13 protein-coding genes are annotated in these 15,475 nt (G+C 49.8%); 3 read left to right on the forward strand and 10 right to left on the reverse strand.

Annotation, left to right across the window (positions count from 1 at the left end):
- Window positions 1-6: 6 nt before the first annotated feature.
- Window positions 7-1,272, reverse strand: a complete 1,266-nt coding sequence (locus ABDW72_RS00630; RefSeq protein ID WP_347156497.1) for a peroxiredoxin family protein — start codon at window positions 1,270-1,272, stop codon at window positions 7-9.
- Between the two features lie 192 nt (window positions 1,273-1,464).
- On the opposite strand from ABDW72_RS00630, the gene ABDW72_RS00635 reads away from it, so the two are divergent.
- Window positions 1,465-3,744 (forward strand): aconitate hydratase, encoded by a 2,280-nt coding sequence (locus ABDW72_RS00635; RefSeq protein WP_347156498.1) that lies wholly within the window; start codon window positions 1,465-1,467, stop codon window positions 3,742-3,744.
- A 431-nt stretch (window positions 3,745-4,175) separates the two neighbouring features.
- Here ABDW72_RS00635 and ABDW72_RS00640 read toward each other — a convergent pair whose 3' ends face one another.
- Together ABDW72_RS00640 and ABDW72_RS00645 are read right to left on the reverse strand one after the other, a co-directional pair.
- Window positions 4,176-7,499, reverse strand: coding sequence for a S8 family serine peptidase (locus tag ABDW72_RS00640; RefSeq protein ID WP_347156499.1), 3,324 nt, complete (start codon window positions 7,497-7,499; stop codon window positions 4,176-4,178).
- Window positions 7,500-7,901: 402 nt separating this feature from the next.
- Window positions 7,902-8,198, reverse strand: a complete 297-nt coding sequence (locus tag ABDW72_RS00645) for a sll1863 family stress response protein (protein WP_347156500.1) — start codon at window positions 8,196-8,198, stop codon at window positions 7,902-7,904.
- A 430-nt stretch (window positions 8,199-8,628) separates the two neighbouring features.
- Between ABDW72_RS00645 and ABDW72_RS00650 the strand changes: the two genes are divergently transcribed.
- A complete protein-coding gene (locus ABDW72_RS00650; protein WP_347156501.1) occupies window positions 8,629-9,063 on the forward strand; it encodes a response regulator in 435 nt (144 codons plus the stop codon).
- Window positions 9,064-9,121: 58 nt separating this feature from the next.
- Here the strand turns inward: ABDW72_RS00650 and ABDW72_RS00655 are convergent, their stop codons facing one another.
- From ABDW72_RS00655 to ABDW72_RS00675, 5 genes are read right to left on the reverse strand one after another with little or no spacing between them, the layout of a single operon-like run.
- On the reverse strand, window positions 9,122-10,474 hold the full coding sequence (locus ABDW72_RS00655) for an ATP-binding protein (RefSeq protein ID WP_347156502.1): 1,353 nt from the start codon (window positions 10,472-10,474) through the stop codon (window positions 9,122-9,124).
- Between the two features lie 3 nt (window positions 10,475-10,477).
- Complete coding sequence (locus ABDW72_RS00660; protein WP_347156503.1) at window positions 10,478-11,506, reverse strand: PP2C family protein-serine/threonine phosphatase; 1,029 nt, start codon at window positions 11,504-11,506, stop codon at window positions 10,478-10,480.
- On the reverse strand, window positions 11,496-11,885 hold the full coding sequence (locus tag ABDW72_RS00665) for an anti-sigma regulatory factor (protein ID WP_347156504.1): 390 nt from the start codon (window positions 11,883-11,885) through the stop codon (window positions 11,496-11,498). The genes ABDW72_RS00660 and ABDW72_RS00665 overlap by 11 nt, the downstream gene beginning before the upstream one ends.
- 7 nt (window positions 11,886-11,892) lie before the next feature.
- Complete coding sequence (locus tag ABDW72_RS00670; protein ID WP_347156505.1) at window positions 11,893-12,303, reverse strand: STAS domain-containing protein; 411 nt, start codon at window positions 12,301-12,303, stop codon at window positions 11,893-11,895.
- Between the two features lie 5 nt (window positions 12,304-12,308).
- Window positions 12,309-13,184 carry an STAS domain-containing protein gene (locus tag ABDW72_RS00675; protein ID WP_347156506.1) on the reverse strand — a complete coding sequence of 292 codons (876 nt, stop codon included), beginning with the start codon at window positions 13,182-13,184 and terminating at the stop codon, window positions 12,309-12,311.
- Window positions 13,185-13,402: 218 nt separating this feature from the next.
- Between ABDW72_RS00675 and ABDW72_RS00680 the strand changes: the two genes are divergently transcribed.
- Window positions 13,403-13,951, forward strand: a complete 549-nt coding sequence (locus tag ABDW72_RS00680) for a DUF4136 domain-containing protein (RefSeq protein WP_347156507.1) — start codon at window positions 13,403-13,405, stop codon at window positions 13,949-13,951.
- Window positions 13,952-14,153: 202 nt separating this feature from the next.
- Here the strand turns inward: ABDW72_RS00680 and ABDW72_RS00685 are convergent, their stop codons facing one another.
- Together ABDW72_RS00685 and ABDW72_RS00690 are read right to left on the reverse strand one after the other, a co-directional pair.
- On the reverse strand, window positions 14,154-14,729 hold the full coding sequence (locus ABDW72_RS00685) for a heme NO-binding domain-containing protein (RefSeq protein WP_347156508.1): 576 nt from the start codon (window positions 14,727-14,729) through the stop codon (window positions 14,154-14,156).
- Between the two features lie 187 nt (window positions 14,730-14,916).
- Entirely contained in the window at window positions 14,917-15,462 is a 546-nt protein-coding gene (locus tag ABDW72_RS00690; RefSeq protein ID WP_347156509.1) for a hypothetical protein, read from the reverse strand.
- Between the last annotated feature and the right edge of the window lie 13 nt (window positions 15,463-15,475).

Here is a 15,475-nt window from a genome sequence, read left to right on the forward strand (position 1 = left end):
ATGAAGCTACGCTTTCTCTGCCAGCAGCTCGTCCATCGTTTTGTTGAATTCCTTCACCCATTCGTCGTAGTACTTGCCAGTGCCCGGGCCGGAAAAGCCGGTGTGGATCTTACGTACCTTGCCGTCGCGGCCAATGAAGATGGTGGTTGGGAAGGACATCACATGGTTAAGAGCAGGCAGCGCTTTGCCAGCAGCAGCATTATCTGCGATTCCGGCTACCAGTAGATCATAGTTAATGTCGAAACGGTTTTTGAGTTTGCTCAGGCGGGCAGCAGCTTTGTCAAATTCCGGGCTGCGCTCAAATCCCAGGCCAATCACCTCCATACCCCGGCTTTTGTTCTTGTCATAGTATGGTGCCAGGAACTGTGTTTCGTCCATGCAGTTAGGGCACCAGCTGCCCATCAGCTGCACCAGCACCACCTTGCCCTTATACTTGGGGTCAGACAAAGATACTTTTTCGCCCTGCAGGTTCGGGAAGGTGAATGATAGCGCCTCATAGCCCGGCTTCAGGAAAGTGAGCGAATCAGCATCAGCCAGTTTGGCGTTCGGGTCGCGCTTGGCGGTCCAGGTTTCATGGCCCGTCATACCGGAATAGAACTGGCCCTGCAGCGTGCTGTCGTTGGTGGGAGTAGCGGTGAACAGGAACGCATGGCTGCCATCAAAAGTAGACAGTTTTAGCTGATTGCCTTCTACCTGGCCGTCCAAGTAACGGTAATCGCCGGTTTCAGTCAGGAAAGTGCCGGTTACCTCGTTGCCACTCTGCTTAAACACGCCCACGGCATCGTAGGTGTTGCCATCGCCTTCGTCGAACTCAACCTGCCAGTTGCCATCGAAGTTATACTTGGCTTCAGCAGGATTTTCAGCAAAGCGGTTGGTCTTGCCATGCTCGGCTGTAAACGGAACGGAATATGGTGTTTTAGAATCGTTTTTCACAAAACGGCCCGCCATTTTGTCGCCATCTACTTTTGCGATCAGGTCTGCATCAAAAATGTGAAGGCCGATCTTAAGCGAGTCGCCTTGCTGCTGGATCTTGTTGAGCAGAATGCGCTCTTTGCCATTTACCAGGTATAGCACTGGTTTGCTGTCTTTCTCTGCTGCCTCCAGCAGGAAAGGAATCTCCTGGCCTTGCGTATGCAGCACTACACGCCACATGCCCGGTTGTATAGTATTATCTGCTGATGTGCCCGAGGTACAGGACGTTGCCACTTGCGTTATCAGCACTAATAAAAACAAAAACAGCCGGAGAGGGGTATTTAAAATGAGTTGTTTCATATCGGAATCAGTATAAATAGTAAAAGGCAAAAATAGGGGATATAGTTCTAAAATCCGCAAATTGCAGTACATGCCTTCCAGGGGCTTTCGCCCGTATATATTCATAGGCGCAAATATTGTGCTAAAAGTATGAGATTTCGTACATTTGTAAACTTCACAACGAAGCATTTAAAAACTAACAATAGCAAAACTATGGCATTTGATTTAGAAATGATCAAGGCAGTTTATGCCGGCATGGGAGAGCGCATTACAACTGCCCGCCAAGCAGTAGGCCGTCCGCTTACCCTGACAGAAAAAATCTTGTATTCACACTTGTATGAGGGGAACGCAACAGGGGCGCATGAGCGTGGCAAGTCTTATGTAGACTTTGCGCCGGACCGGGTGGCGATGCAGGATGCGACAGCGCAGATGGCTTTGCTTCAGTTTATGCAGGCTGGTAAGCCTACGGTGGCGGTGCCTTCTACCGTGCATTGCGATCACCTGATCCAGGCAAGGGTAGGGGCTGACTCAGACTTAAAAGACGCCTACGACGAAAACAAAGAAGTATACGATTTCCTGGCCTCCGTATCGAACAAGTATGGCATCGGTTTCTGGAAACCAGGAGCGGGTATCATCCACCAGGTAGTGCTGGAGAACTATGCATTTCCGGGCGGTATGATGATCGGTACGGACTCACACACCCCGAACGCTGGTGGTTTGGGTATGGTAGCGATTGGCGTTGGCGGTGCCGATGCTGTGGACGTGATGGCCGGTATGCCCTGGGAGTTGAAATTCCCGAAAGTGATTGGTATTAAGCTGACAGGTAAACTCAGTGGCTGGACTGCCCCGAAAGACGTCATCCTGAAAGTGGCCGGTATCCTGACGGTAAAAGGTGGTACTGGTGCTATTGTGGAATACTTCGGTGAAGGTGCTGAGAACCTGTCCTGTACCGGTAAATCTACTATCTGTAACATGGGTGCCGAGATTGGCGCCACAACTTCAGTGTTTGCTTACGACGAGAAGATGCGCGCTTACCTGAACGGTACTAACCGCGAAGAGATCGTGCAGCTAGCCGATGAAGTAGCCGAGCACCTGCGCCCGGATGATGAAGTATACGCCAACCCGGCTGCTTACTATGACCAGCTGATTGAGATCAACCTTTCTGAGCTGGAGCCGCACGTAAACGGCCCGTTCACGCCGGATGCTGCCTGGCCAATTTCGCAGTTTGCGGCTGTGGTGAAAGAGCACAACTGGCCTGCTAAACTGGAGGTGGGTCTGATCGGCTCGTGTACCAACTCTTCTTATGAAGACATCACGCGTGCTGCTTCGGTGGCTGCGCAGGCAGTAGAGAAAAACCTGACTGCTCAGGCGGAGTTCACCATCACGCCAGGTTCTGAAATGGTGCGCTATACTACAGCACGCGACGGTTTGCTGGACACCTTTGCCGGAATGGGCGGTGTCGTGTTGGCAAATGCCTGTGGCCCTTGTATCGGCCAGTGGGCACGCCACACCGACGACCCGACACGCAAAAACTCCATCATCACCTCCTTTAACCGTAACTTCGCCAAGCGGAACGACGGTAACCCGAACACGCACGCGTTCGTGGCCTCACCAGAGATCGTGACCGCCTTTGCCATTGCCGGTGACCTGACATTTAACCCGCTAACGGACACCCTGACCAATGACGACGGAGTGGCTGTGAAGCTGGACGAGCCAAGAGGTATTGAGTTGCCAACGCAGGGCTTTGCCGTGGAAGACGCGGGTTATGTTGCCCCTGCCGAAGATGGTAGCCAGGTAGAAGTAGTGGTCGATCCGGCTTCGGATCGTCTGCAACTGCTGGAAGGCTTTAAGCCGTGGGAAGGTACCGACCTGAAAGGCCTGAAGCTGCTCATTAAAGCGCAGGGCAAGTGTACGACCGACCACATTTCGATGGCTGGTCCGTGGCTGAAGTACCGTGGTCACCTGGATAACATCTCGAACAACATGCTGATCGGCGCTATCAACTGCTTTAACAGCGAAGCCAACAAAGTATGGAATGAAATGACGCGTGGTTACGACACGGTGCCGGCTACTGCCCGTACGTATAAGGCTGCTGGTATTGGTACCGTTGTGGTGGGTGATGAGAACTATGGCGAAGGCTCATCCCGTGAGCACGCTGCCATGGAGCCCCGTCACCTGGGTGTTCGTGCCGTACTTGTGAAGTCGTTCGCACGTATTCACGAAACCAACTTGAAGAAGCAGGGTATGCTGGGACTGACCTTTGCCAACAAAGCCGATTATGATCTGATAGAGGAGAACGATACCTTCGATATCATCGGTCTGGAAAGCTTTGCTCCGGGCAAGCCGCTGAAAGTGGTACTGCACCACAGCGACGGCACCCAGGACAGCTTCCAGGTAAACCATACCTACAACCAAGGACAGATCGAGTGGTTTAAGGCTGGTTCAGCACTAAACCTGATCCGCCTGAAGCAAAAGCAAGCTGCAAACGCATAATTGCTGCTGACTAAGTATAAAACAAAGAAGCCTTACCAACCGGTAAGGCTTCTTTGTTTTATTATACCAGCTGTACAAGTATGGGGCAGCCTACTTTAAAGTATAAAGTAGCTCTAACCTATTAATCAGACGGCCATCCTGCCAGAATCTCTGTAACTATCCCAGGCAAGAAGCTGATGCCATGCCCCTTGCCCATGAGATTTGTGCAGGAAGATAAAAAGCAAAGGCATGGTTTAGGCACTCCCGCTATAAAGCTTCTCCTACACTATTTTATATTACAAATATGGGTATAGAAATCATTTGAAGTAATTGTCATCCTGTAAGAATCTTGTGGGCAAGCCGCAAGAGCTTAACCTCCCTTCAACCAAGTTACTTTCAGTATGACAGTGCTTTCTTATACTTCAATCTAATTTTGTCCGCATACTTTCTATCTACGGTTTCAGTACCACCAGCCGCTTGGTGATGGTGGCGTGCTCATACGTGATCTGGAGGAGGTAGACACCTTCACTGAGCCTGGCTAGGTCCAGTTGCGTTTCGTCGGGCGTTTGGCGTGTTGCAGGCGTTATGCAGTGGCCTAGCATGTCTACTAGCTTCACCTGCGGGTTGCCATGGCCTTTGGTTAGCGCTTCGGTTCGGATGCGCACATAGCCGCGGGCGGGATTTGGGTAAACCTGCACCTGTTGTGCGATTGCCTCAGGTATTCCGGTTGGAACGACTCTCATAATTTCTAAGGTCCGGGAGATGGAATCCTGTGTGCAGCCAAAGCGGTCTGTAACCAGTAGCTTTATTTCGTAAGTGCCATCCTCTGGGAAAGTATAAACAAGGTCTTTTGTAGTGATAGGAGCCGTGTTGTTGACGCTCCAGCGCCAGCTGCCACCATTTATACTTGTATTGATAAAGGTAACGGGCGTGCCGGAAAAAACATCTGGCTGGCTCACCTCAAAGGCGGCAATAGGGGCAGGCGGCAAAGAGAACACAGCAGGCACTACTTCGCTCTCGTACAAAGAGTCGGCATTAGCAGCATAAAGTACCATAGGCTGCGTAAGTGCCGGCAGCGTTATGGTTGCGCCGGAGCCTAGCGGCTTTGATTTGTTAGCATCCGCATAAAAGTTATAATTGTTGCCCTTTCCTGGCCGCCAGGTGCGGGGGCTGCCAGCGCAGGCCGTATCTGCGAGCGCCACTGGAGCAGGGCCAGTTTTGATGCTTCGATACTTTTGCTGTGCGGCAGCGGCCTGTTGTTGCAACTCCTGCAGGTTGTCTCCGGCTAACACCGCAAAAGCGATGATACCGGTTTCGCCAGGAGCAAGGTTGCTGACAAGGCCGCTCACCACCTGCGACACATTGTTGCCCGGTCCTCCGCCATTCGCTGTTCTTCTGGCCACGCCTCCCGAAACAGACCTGAACTTTTCTGATGAGGTAAACCCATCTTCAACTGCAAAGGTGCTGTCGCCACCGCCAATGTTATCAATCGCATAATAGCCGTGCGGCTGTTTAGTTAATAAGGTAATGCCGGTGTAGGGTAAGCCGGCAGCCGTGCTGTGCACGTACCCGAGGGCGTTTGCCTGGTCCCATTCTGCTATATTGGTCGTGTGGTCGCCAATATCCCAGTCCGCAAACAGGCCGGTATACAATTTTTTAATAGTAGAATCAGTCCGGTTGGTGATCTGGTACTCCAGGATAATGAAGTTTTGATCTGCTTCATCGCTCCAGGCATAGGCCACGTGCTTTACTTTGACGCCCACCGTGTGGTCAGACGGGTAATTATCCTGCATCACAGCGCGTACTTCCTGATCGGCTTGTGGCGTGTTATACAACAGGCGGGCAGTGCTTGTAGGTATAAAATCGCCATCGCTCTGGTATATATCATTGCGGATGTTATCCGAGACATGGCTGGGATCTGTAGCCAGCAGCAGGCCACCTTCAAACAGGAGCGAACTGCTGTTTTTATACGTTACGCCTTCACCTTGCTTTCTATTTAAACCATTATAGCCCAGGTTGCCCTTGCTGTTAACGGTTACAGCCAGTTGGTTAGCGTTAAGCGTTACAAAGTCAGGGTTGATGAAAATGGTAACGTACTGGAAGTCTGAGTAAGCCCCATCGGAAAAGTCAAGGCGCAGCACTACAGAAATATTGTTAGGCGCTCCTTCAGCTACTTTGATCTTGAAGGGCTGCAGTGTGTTGCGGACTGTCGCCAGAGTACCCAGGCTGCCAAGTGCCAAGCTGCCTTCGGTCACTGTCAGGTAGGGCGAAAGAGATGTTAGCGTTACCTGCAGGTTCCCGACAGGTGCCAGGAAATTTGTAAAGTCAGCGATCATTGCTGCGGTTGCTCCGGCATACAGTTGCTGCCTGTCTGCAGCTGCGAAGCTGTTGCATCGCACAGCTTTGACGTTGGCTGCCGATAAGGCTTTCTTAATATTCAAGCGGCCTTTGCCCAGCATGCCAAGGTAGGGCTGGTTACCTGCCAGTTGGTAGATGTCGTCGGTGGTAACCCGCAGGCGCTCCATAACCTGCAAAGCATTCAGTTCCGGGAAACGTGCCCTTACCAGCGCTGCCGCACCCGACACGATCGGCGTAGCAAACGAAGTGCCGTTCCAACCGCCACTCAGCTGGGTGTCAGAATAGGACGACAGCGATAAAATATTCTGGCTCGGTGCCGTCAGATCTATTTTGTAGCTGTAAGTATAAGCAGCAACTTTTACGTCGGAAGCATTGGTGCCTCCCACCGACAGCACGTTCTCATAAGCTGCAGGATAAATATCAAGTGGTTTGCCGCGGTCGGTGTTGCCGCCAGCTGCCACTATAACCACATTCTTGTTTAGTACGGCGTAGTTAATAATGTCCTGCTCGTATTGGGAGCGCCCCTCGCCACCCCAGGATAAGTTGATCACTTTACAGCCTTTGTCTGCTGCATATACAATTGCCTCATACCCGTTAAAGTTGCCGTTTTCTTTCGACGAGAAGACTTTTAGGGGTAGAATGGTGGACTTGTAGCCAACACCGGCTATCCCAAAGGCATTGTTGGTAGCGGCAGCAGCTACCCCGGCTACCGCCGTGCCATGGCCTCTGAAACTCGAGTCATCACTGGGGTCGTTATCATTATCGGCAAAATCCCAGCCCTGGTAGTTGTCAATGTAGCCGTCGTTATCGTTATCAATCCCGTCTATCGGGTCGCTGGTGTTATACTTTACCTTGTCTTTCAGTTCCTGGTGCGTCAGACGGGTGCCGGTATCCAGAATGCCTATCATGATGTCGGCGCTGCCCTGCTCTGCTTCCCAACCGCCATAGGCTTTTACTAGCTTCAGGTAGTACTGAGCAGTTTTGGCGGAGTCGGCAGAGGGATCGTTCGGCTGTAAAAACGGCTCGCGTAAGTATACCGGCTCTACGTACTCAACAGCACCTGTACCCAGCAAGGTGCGCCTCACCTGCTCCAGGCTCTGATCGGGGTTATACGTCAGTTGATAAAGCAGCGACAGATCTACAGCTTGGCTTGTAGCCATGCGGCTGTTAGCTGGTGGCGCTACTTTCGGAAATTTCTGATGCACGTTACGCCCTCCTACTTGGGCAAGAGCCGCTCGAAGGCGGGCAGTGGCAGGAGCAGCCAACCGTGCGTTAGTGGTAGGTTTGAGCTTGTATACGACCGTATAAGGCTGCGTATGGGCCGCTTGCAGCTGTTGTGCTGTTGCAATGCATACCGGAGTCAGAAACAGTAAAGCACACAAGGCAAAGTGCTTCACTAATGTTAGAAGTGTAGACATGCAGCCAAATAGGTTTGATTTTATAGGTACACCTGGTTTAAACAGAAAGGACAAACAGCTAATGTTTTCAAAGCTGCCGCAGCCCGTAAATGCCCTTCGAGGTAATTAGGTCATTGTACGATACAAATATTATAATGGATAAAAGTATCGTATAAATTTTACTATATATTGTTGATTAATTATTGACAGGAAGAATTTGGAAGTAGCAGGTCTGTAGGAGTTAATAGGATTGCAGAGCGGCCGCTCGAAAAACTGAAACTAAGATCGGAAAAGCGAAGGAGAGAAGCGGTGAGTTACTGCTACTTGAAAGCAGACAAAGTGTGTTAAGTTATACTTAGTGGATAGGTTATAGTAGCAACGGAAAGGCAATAGCCCCTGCCAGCAAGCTGACAGGGGAGGAGTTTAGCTGAACATGTTATCAAGATCTTTTTTGAGGCCGTTAATACCATCTTGCAGGTCCTGCCATTTGGAATGGGTATCTTCCGTGGTGTCCATTTTACTGGCAATCAGCGCCCGTTTTTTTTCCAATCCGGCAATGTGCTCGTGGTAAGTGTTGTTTGAGTCAGCGGTAGTTGCATTAGCGCGCCCTTTTAGAGTTTTTATTTTATGATCCAGTTCATTCAAACTTTGTTGTATTTCTTCACGCGTCAGGTTTTGGGGAGCGCGCATGTTTTCAGGTTTTAAGGGATAATTTTCCATAACAAATTTTTCGTTTACGCTGTTAAGTTTGCCAAAGTAGCGGCTGTTTCACTCCTAAATACTCTTTTATGTGCCAAAAGGATGTATTGAAATGCACGGCCGTTTCACAATTTTTGCGCAATTCCAGTAGCAGGACCAAGCTAACGGTTGTGTGCGGCACCCAGTTATACCCGAAGTATAAACTATGAAACAAGTAGAACCGAATACTTATACATGGGTTTCTTCAGCAGCCGCATCGCACATACTAGCCTTTACTGCGTAGGTGATAATTATAGTAATCTTTTTTGATGCAACAGCTAAAATTCAGCCCTTGCTGCTTTTGAAAATAGCTTTCAATAAACGATATTTGCTTGTTCTAATCAGTCTATCCGCACTTGCGTTTAAGACTACCTAGAGCATTAGGCCCGCCAAAATAGGAGACGCAAACCGGATGAACGAAACGAATACACAACTGGACCTGGTACTTTTAATTGACGATGATGATACCACCAATTACCTGAATGAGCGTCTGCTGACTGAAATGCAGGTGGCGAAACAAATCATGGTCCTGAAAAACGGGAAAGAGGCTATCGAGTATTTAGGCAGAGCAGAAGAGGCGTTAGAGAAGCGCCCGGACTTGATCTTCCTGGATATCAAAATGCCTGTAATGGATGGTTTCTCTTTTCTGGATGAGTACCATAACAGAGGGTTTGACGCAGGGAATTACGTGATCATTATGATGCTGACCTCATCGGCAAGCTTCTACGACCTAGAGCGCCTGAAGAAGTATAGCAAAGTAAAACGCCATTTCTCCAAAGCTCTCACCAAACATGACGTGCGGGAAATTATGAACGAATACTTCAAGCAGAAAGGAATAAAGCGCTAACAGCAGTTCATTTCTCATAAACAAGAAAGCCATGGTTCCTGTACCATGGCTTTCTTGTTTATGAAGGTTCCTCCTTTACCAGCTCCTCGGAAGGCCAGGTGAAGATAAATTCACTGCCGTCTCCTGTTGAATTTAAACGGATGCTGCCGCCTTTTACCTCTACAATCCTTTTAACGATCGACAGGCCAAGGCCGCTGCTATCGGCACGCGGAAAGCTACCGCCTTTTTCATACATCTCAAAAATGTTTGCTTGGGTTTCCTGTGCGATGCCGGGACCATTATCTTTCACCGAAAAAGCGACAAACCTGCCAGCTAAAGCATAAGAAACCGCTATCTCCGCATCGTCCGGGTTGTGGTGGTATTTGATAGCATTACCGATTATGTTGCTGAACACCTGGAACAGGTAAATCTCCTGCGTATAAAGCACCGGCATCTTGGGAGCGATCACAATGCGGAAAGTGGCAGGCACCGTTAACGAGGAGACAACGTGGTAGAGTAAGATCTGGAGATCAATCACCTGCTTGGGAATGTTGCTATGGCCGGCCAGTGAGTACGCCAGAATACTGGTAATCAGGCGATCCATTTTATACGTTTGCTGGCGTAGCATCGGGAACACGTGCTGTGCCTCGGTTAGTTGCTCTGCCTTCAGGCAAGCTTCCAAGGCTGTGGCTAGGCCATTGATATTCTGCAGCGGAGCCCGCAAATCATGCGATACGGTATGGGCAAAGGCATCCAGGTCAGCGTTGATGCGCTGTAGCAGGTCATTCTTTTTCTCCCGCTCTTCCAGTAAATGGCTGATCTCCTGGTTAGAATGATTCAGCTGTAAGTTCAGCTTTCTGATCTCCTGCAGTTGTTGCTCTGTTTCCAGGTTGCGCAGGTGTAGCTGGTCCAATAGCTCTAGCAGCTGCATGTTCTGCCGCTTTATTTCGGCATAAGGCGATATGTCTTTTTCCTGCTCAAACGTTTTTATCCATACATCCAGCATCGCTTTGGTAACAGCGGGAGTAGTGGCCGGAATGCGTTTGCGCAGCACTACGCGGGTGCCTTTGGCAGCATGGCTCTCCATGTGCATATAATCTACCAGCTTTTTGGAATTCACAATTCCTGAACCTCTGCCTGCCTGAAAGCCGCTATTAGAAGTATAATATTCCAGGTCCGCAATGCCGCGGCCGTGGTCCGCAATCAGGGCTTCCAAAAAGTTAAGTCCATTTTCCTCCACCAGGCTGAACTGTATAGAGCCACTGCCGGCATACTCCACCACATTGCGGCATATTTCTGATACCGCAGTGGCAAACTTAGTTTGGTTAGCCACTGGTATTTTCAGGCGCTCCGATAGCTGCATGGCCCGCTTATAAGCCAGCACAACATCGAGTTCGTTTGTAATAGTAAGTTTGAAGATACGGCGGTGCATGCGCTACGATATGTTCTGTTTACAAACCAATACAAGGGTGTCATCTGTCTGCCGGCAATATTCTTTATACAGCACGGCAGCAATAATAGCAGCATGGTGCTGCTGAATGCCCGGGTACTTGCTCAGTTCCCAACGCGACTTCAGTCCGTCTGAGTGTAACACCAGCAGTTTGTTTCGGTTCCATTCCAGCTGCTGCACATTCAGTGTGTTAGGAATATTGTGCCCTAGAATACCGTTGTAAGACAACATATTTTTGTAGCTACCCACACCAAAGGGACCGTCCAGTGAGAACAACTTGCCAGCAATGTTGCCGACGCCGCAGTATTTTACAGAAGAGGGGCTGATGTGTGCACAAAGACCTACCGCGCCGCGTGTGCGCCGGATAGAGTTATGTATAATGCGTAGCAAACCTGGCTGGTCTGATGCGAAGTTCTTTTCGAACGTATCTGCTGCCAACTCGGAAGCTTCCTGGGCCTGCAGCCCATGGCCAAGGCCATCTGCTGCCAGCAAGTATAACTCGCCCCCTTCTATCAGAATAGAGAAGGCATCACCGCAGGCTAGTTCCGCAGGTTTGGGTACCATGACCGCTCCTACTTCATACGGCGCCATCGGATCGGTGGCAGGCGCTCTGTCCTGTTTATAGATACGGGAGAGAATGACAGTGCCTACCCCTTGGTGCGAATACATATCAAAAAAATCAGACTGTCGCCTGATTGCACCAAGTCCTTCGCCGGATGAGCCATAGGTAGAAACACCGTCCTCCATCATGCGGGCAGGATCGCCCATGCCCGGACCGTTATCAAGGCAGATAATTTCGATGCCGTCCGTATCCAGTGGCTTTACCAGCAGATCGCCGCCGTAGGTGCTGTGCTTGGTGAGGTTGGAGACCATCTCGGCCACCACAATGTTAATCTTGCCTACGCCTGCCGGCGAAAAGCCATAGCTTTCTGCCAGGCGGGCAATATCGCGCTTGGTAAGGCTGGCAAAAGATTTATCGGGTACAGAAAACCGTTGGTGAAATTTAACGCCCATTCTTCCAGTGTATGATGGTAACAACGGTGCCCTTGCCGGGCGCACTGGTAATAGCAAATTCACTGACAAGGCGTTTGGCGCCCGGCAAGCCCAGGCCCAGGCTTTTACCAGTAGAGTATCCGTCGCGCATCGCTAACGGAATATCAGCAATGCCAGGGCCGGTATCCGTAAAGGTTAACCTGACACCCACCTGTGCATTTTTGCTGATGATCTCTAACATGGCTTCACCGCCAGCAGCATACTTGAGCATGTTACGTACCAGCTCACTGGCTGCCGTAATGAGCTTGGTTTGGTTCACCAGGCTCATCCCTATTTTGGTGCTGTATTCCCGCACTCGGTTTCTGTATGGAATTACATCTTGTTCGCGTACGATTTGCATCGTATCTTTAGTCAAGACTATCATCCGGCTCCTCCTCTTCGTTCTCTTCCGGAGTCTTTTCCAGTTCGATCTTCTTGTGAAGAAGCTCCATTCCTTTCTCTACGTTCAGGGCCGTATAAACGCCCTGCAAAGTAAGGCCAAGTTCCACCAAGGTGATCGCAACGGCTGGCTGCATGCCCACGACCACTGTTTCGGCGCCCATAATGCGCGACATGGAGGCAATGTTGCCCAGAATGCGGCCCATGAAGGAGTCCACGATACTTACTGCCGATATATCGATCAGTACGCCTCTGGCCCCGGTTTGGCTCACCATGTTTATTAAATCGCTTTCTAAAGTAAGGGCTAACCTGTCGTATAAATCTACCTGTATGGTTACAAGCAGGAATGGTCCCATCTTCAGGATAGGTATTCTTTCCATCTACGTTAATTACTCAGTCTAATACCACTATTCCTGTTCGATTTTTTTACCACTTCTACGTTCGTCATGGCAAAGGCAAGCTGCAGTGCACTGGCCAGCGATGCTTTGGTTTTAATGTTGGACAGGTCGATGCCCAGGTGTACGATCGTTTGTGCAATTTCGGCACGAATACCGCTGATAATACACTCGGCTCCCATTAAGCGCGTGGCACTTACGGTTTTGATGAGGTGCTGCGCCACTAGCGAATCTACGGCTGGCACACCCGAAATATCCAGTATGGCAATGTTGCTGCCTGTGTTTACTATTTCCTGCAGCAGGTTCTCCATTACGACCTGGGTGCGGGCGCTGTCGAGCGTGCCGATAATGGGCAGCGCCAGAATGCCATCCCAAACACGGATAACGGGAGTAGAGATTTCATTGATCTCATCTGTCTGGCGAAGTATAACTTCTTCGCGGCCTTTAATAAAGGTTTCAAAGGTGATGATGCTCAGGTTGTCAAGCAGCTTGTTTACTTTCAGCACTTCCTGGTACAGCTTAGCCGGGTCGGAGCGGAAGTCCTCCTCCAGCGCATTGCTTAGCGCCTGCTTCAGGCTAAGCACATACAAGCCGGTGTCGCGCGGGCTAAAGCCCTGGCGGGCACGGGTAACCGACACATCGTTCAGTATCTCCAGCACCTGCTCATACTCTGGTGTATAGATATTTTGAAAGTTGCCCTCGGCAAATGCCCTGACTAACCCATTCAGCAGCTCTTCTGACTGCTTGCGTAACTCATCATTCGAGATCAGATCGTCGCGTAAAGAGGCGTCAGCCAGCTGCAATTTCATCCAATCTTCCAGAATGCTTTTTCGGTGCTTCTGTAACGTTTCTGCCGTATTATCCATGTATGTGTACACTTAAGTATTCTCAAAACTTCAGGGAGATATCGCCAGAAAGGAGCGATAGCTCTGCAAGCCTAAAGATAGACAGAAAGATGTTGATGTGTACACTTTTCTGCCAAAAATAAGCAGTTTAATGCCCGAGGAGCAAAGTAGTATTTCCGCTGGCGTCTACCTGCCGGAGCTACGGCCGTAAAACAAGTAGCTATTATTTTTATACAATTATGATAAGTACACGAACCTTTGCAAGTTGTTTAGTTTTGCTGCTGTTGCTGGCAGGTTGCTCCCCTAAGATTGCTGTTACCGCAGAGCCAGCCACAAATTTTAACTTGTCGGATTATCATACGTTTGCATTTTATGACGTACAGGCCTCTGGTAGCGGGCTTGAGCCAAATTACCGGTCTAAAGTAGTGCTGCTGCAGGAGGAAATTGCCCGGCAGCTGCAGGCAAAAGGATTGCAACAGGCTACCAATAACCCGGACCTGCTGGTAAATATCGGCGTGGTGGTGAACCAGCAGGTGCAGACCCGCGAAACCGATTTCAGAACGGATGCTCCTTTATACATTGGCCAGCGCCACTATACCTGGAAAAGTGAAGAGGTGCCCGTTGGCCGCTATAAAACAGGAACCGTATCGATAGATCTGGTCGATAGCAATCAAAATGAGCTGGTGTGGCGGGGTACAGCCGAGGGTATTCTGCCCCACAAAGAAAGCAAGCTACGTGAGCGCATTCAGGAAGGCATGCAGCAACTGATCGGTCAGCTACCGCAGTAACGGGCAACATCTATATGCATTCAGTAGCTTGCCCACACCTGCGTTTCCCTTGCGAGATTTGAGGTTTGTACTGCCAGCAGGCTTTGGGTGTTAGCGGCTTTCCTGTGCCTGTTTTGAAGTATAGAAGAGATTTAGATTATGGAGAGAAAAGGTAGTGCATTGCTCCTGGCAAGTATAGCCTGGGCAAAGCCGCAGGAGAACATCAATCCAGAAAATCAATTTGCAGCTGCACGGTTTCTTCCGCTATGGGAGTTATGAGCGTTACAGTTACCAGATCACTTTCGTTGTAATACTTCGCAATCCCTTTGATGATACCGACAGCGACTCCGGCCATTCTGCGTTTTGAATAATAATCGACGATCAGCTGCTTATTGCCTTGCTGGGTAACCTGCAGTTTAGGTGGTGTTGTTCTGGCATCTTCCCGCCTGACAGCGCCATGCATCGCAATTTCTGTATTCAGGAGCATATCATACGTTCGCCAGTCAGGATGAATATACTTTTTATAGATCAGCAACAGATCGGGGACCAAAAATTCGCCAAAACGCTCCAGCAGTTCATGAACCGGTAAACCCGTTAGGGCAGATGCGGTGTGCACAAGGGCAAACAGCTCCCTAACCGGGTACATTTCATGCATCTGATAGCTGACAGGCCGTTCGATGCCTGCCTCTTCCAGTAAGTTTATCCATGTGCTGTAATCGTAAGCATTTTCAACAAAGCGCTTCAACAGCACAAAAATAGACCCGTGCATGCTGTCTTCAGCAGCGGTAGTAGTTTCCATGATTAATGTCTTTCACTTCCTGTCTGGCAGGTATCAAGCTGCAAAGTACGGGAAAGAAACCAGAAAGTCACTTTTAGCTTTCCGTAAACCCCGGCAACCTGTACGGCTGCGGCACTAGCGGTTGCGCACACCGGGCTGCAGCAAATGGCAGTTTCTGCTGTAACAGGGCAGTTTGTAGTATTATACTTTAATAATTTACCTGGGCTACCACTTCGATGTCGCGCGGTTGGCTGAGCTGCATCTCCGGGTTTACTTTAAAGGTGTTAGCTGTTGTCGCTTCCTCTGAGAGGCGAATGTCATCAAGCAGGAAGCGGCGGTGCTCATGGCTTTTGCCTGCAACAGCGCCCCATACTACCGGCCTTTCCTGTGGATCTTTGCCATAAATGTAAGGTGCTAAACTAACCTGTTTTTCATCACCGTCATTATCCGTATACGCCAACTGCAGCATATTCTGGTTTTCAATAGCCCGGATTACGGCGCCTGCTTTCTGGTTGCCTTCTAAAAAGTACATGCCTTTCTCCGTCAGCCTGCCCAAAATAGGAGGAATGGTGTTGATGTCTTTCAGTTCCTGAAAAGCAGAGGGCTCCTGGATTTCAATGAAGCCGTCGAGGTGCAGGTTATGAATATAGTTTTCGGTGATCAGGGACGGGTTCTCCTTTATTAAAGGTGTCAGGTTGTGAAAAGAGTTGTCACCATAAAAACCGTGCAGGTAAGATAAGACTCTGTTGACCATAGGTTTGTTCTTT

It is taken from the genome of Pontibacter chitinilyticus (assembly GCF_039748935.1).
Classification (GTDB): Bacteria; Bacteroidota; Bacteroidia; order Cytophagales; family Hymenobacteraceae; genus Pontibacter; species Pontibacter chitinilyticus.

What these genes read in the sequence shown, in the direction of transcription:
- ABDW72_RS00670 (WP_347156505.1), bottom strand. Translation starts at nt 12,303, where the DNA reads ATGGAAAGAATACCTATCCTGAAGATGGGACCATTCCTGCTTGTAACC.
- ABDW72_RS00675 (WP_347156506.1), bottom strand. Translation starts at nt 13,184, where the DNA reads ATGGATAATACGGCAGAAACGTTACAGAAGCACCGAAAAAGCATTCTG.
- ABDW72_RS00690 (WP_347156509.1), bottom strand. Translation starts at nt 15,462, where the DNA reads ATGGTCAACAGAGTCTTATCTTACCTGCACGGTTTTTATGGTGACAAC.
- ABDW72_RS00660 (WP_347156503.1), bottom strand. Translation starts at nt 11,506, where the DNA reads ATGGGCGTTAAATTTCACCAACGGTTTTCTGTACCCGATAAATCTTTT.
- ABDW72_RS00665 (WP_347156504.1), bottom strand. Translation starts at nt 11,885, where the DNA reads ATGCAAATCGTACGCGAACAAGATGTAATTCCATACAGAAACCGAGTG.
- ABDW72_RS00645 (WP_347156500.1), bottom strand. Translation starts at nt 8,198, where the DNA reads ATGGAAAATTATCCCTTAAAACCTGAAAACATGCGCGCTCCCCAAAAC.
- ABDW72_RS00680 (WP_347156507.1), top strand. Translation starts at nt 13,403, where the DNA reads ATGATAAGTACACGAACCTTTGCAAGTTGTTTAGTTTTGCTGCTGTTG.
- ABDW72_RS00655 (WP_347156502.1), bottom strand. Translation starts at nt 10,474, where the DNA reads ATGCACCGCCGTATCTTCAAACTTACTATTACAAACGAACTCGATGTT.
- ABDW72_RS00635 (WP_347156498.1), top strand. Translation starts at nt 1,465, where the DNA reads ATGGCATTTGATTTAGAAATGATCAAGGCAGTTTATGCCGGCATGGGA.
- ABDW72_RS00640 (WP_347156499.1), bottom strand. Translation starts at nt 7,499, where the DNA reads ATGTCTACACTTCTAACATTAGTGAAGCACTTTGCCTTGTGTGCTTTA.
- ABDW72_RS00650 (WP_347156501.1), top strand. Translation starts at nt 8,629, where the DNA reads ATGAACGAAACGAATACACAACTGGACCTGGTACTTTTAATTGACGAT.
- ABDW72_RS00630 (WP_347156497.1), bottom strand. Translation starts at nt 1,272, where the DNA reads ATGAAACAACTCATTTTAAATACCCCTCTCCGGCTGTTTTTGTTTTTA.
- ABDW72_RS00685 (WP_347156508.1), bottom strand. Translation starts at nt 14,729, where the DNA reads ATGGAAACTACTACCGCTGCTGAAGACAGCATGCACGGGTCTATTTTT.